Source organism: Blastococcus sp. CT_GayMR20 (genome assembly GCF_004570345.1).
The window spans coordinates 1-1,571 of record NZ_SPQM01000296.1 but is presented as its reverse complement, the minus strand read 5'-3'; the positions used below and the strand labels follow the sequence as shown (position 1 = coordinate 1,571).

The following is a 1,571-nucleotide window of genomic DNA, read 5'->3' as shown; positions in this document are numbered from 1 at the left end:
GACTTCCCGAACATGAACAGCGCCTACGCCGAGGTCGACGGCAAGCCGGTGCACATCCAGCCCGAGCACGTGAACTTCGGCCTGGCGATCGACCTGCCCAAGCCCGACGGCTCCCGCTCGCTCGTCGTCGCCTCGATCAAGGCCGCCGAGGAGATGGACTTCGCCGGCTTCTGGGCCGGCTACGAGGACATCATCCGGCGGGCCCGGGCGAACAAGCTGACGATGGAGGACTTCACCGGCACCACGATCAGCCTCACCAACCCGGGCACCATCGGCACCAACCACTCGGTGCCGCGGCTGACCGCCGGTCAGGGCGCGATCATCGGCGTCGGCGCGATGGAGTACCCCGCCGAGTTCCAGGGGATGAACCCCGACGCGCTCACCGAGATGGCCGTGTCGAAGACCATCACGCTGACCTCGACCTACGACCACCGCATCATCCAGGGTGCGGAGTCCGGCGACTTCCTCCGCCGGCTGCACGCCCTGCTGCTCGGCGAGGACGGCTTCTACGACGACGTCTTCCGGTCGCTGCGGATCCCGTACACCCCGGTGCGCTGGATGCCGGACGTGCGGATCACGCGCGAGGGGCAGATCGACAAGGAAGCCCGCGTCATCGAGGTCATCGAGGCCTACCGGCGCAACGGCCACCTCATGGCCGACACCGACCCGCTCGAGTACAAGGTCCGCACGCACCCCGACCTGGACATCCTCGAGCACGGGCTCACGCTCTGGGACCTCGACCGGAAGTTCCCCGTCGGGGGCTTCGCCGGCGAGCGGCTGATGGCGCTGCGGGACATCCTCGGCGTGCTGCGCAACTCCTACTGCCGCACGGTCGGCGTGGAGTACATGCACATCACCGATCCCGAGGAGCGCGAGTGGCTCCAGCAGCGGATCGAGGTCAAGCACGAGCAGCCCGAACGCGAGAAGCAGAAGCACGTGCTGGGCCGGCTCAACGCCGCGGAGGCGTTCGAGACCTTCCTGCAGACCAAGTACGTCGGCCAGAAGCGGTTCAGCCTCGAGGGCGGCGAGTCCGTCATCCCCATCCTCGACGAGGTGCTGATCGCCGGTACCGACCACGGCCTCGACGAGGTCGCGATCGGCATGGCGCACCGCGGCCGGCTCAACGTGCTCGCCAACGTCCTGGGCAAGAGCTACGCCAAGATCTTCGGCGAGTTCGAGGGCAACATGGACCCGGGCAGCGTCCAGGGCTCCGGCGACGTGAAGTACCACCTCGGGGCCACCGGGACGTTCCGCAACCCGTTCAAGCCCGACGCCGAGATCGCCGTGTCCCTGGCCAGCAACCCGAGCCACCTCGAGACCGTCAACCCCGTGCTCGAGGGCATCGTGCGAGCCAAGCAGGACATGATCGACAAGGGCGAGGGCGGCTTCACCGTGCTTCCCGTCCTGCTGCACGGTGACTCCGCGTTCGCCGGCCAGGGCGTCGTGGCGGAGACGCTGAACCTCTCCCAGCTGCGCGGCTACCGCACCGGCGGCACGGTGCACGTCGTCATCAACAACCAGGTCGGCTTCACCACCAGCCCGGCGGCGGCCCGATCGAGCCTCTACTCCAC

The 1,571-nt window shown here is 68.3% G+C and carries 1 protein-coding gene; it reads left to right on the top strand.

All coding sequences use genetic code 11. From position 1 onward, the window contains the following. Positions 1 to 12: 12 nt before the first annotated feature. Positions 13 to 1,571, top strand: a 1,559-nt coding sequence (locus E4P40_RS27495) for a multifunctional oxoglutarate decarboxylase/oxoglutarate dehydrogenase thiamine pyrophosphate-binding subunit/dihydrolipoyllysine-residue succinyltransferase subunit (RefSeq protein ID WP_245160634.1), incomplete at its 3' end; no start/stop codon positions are given.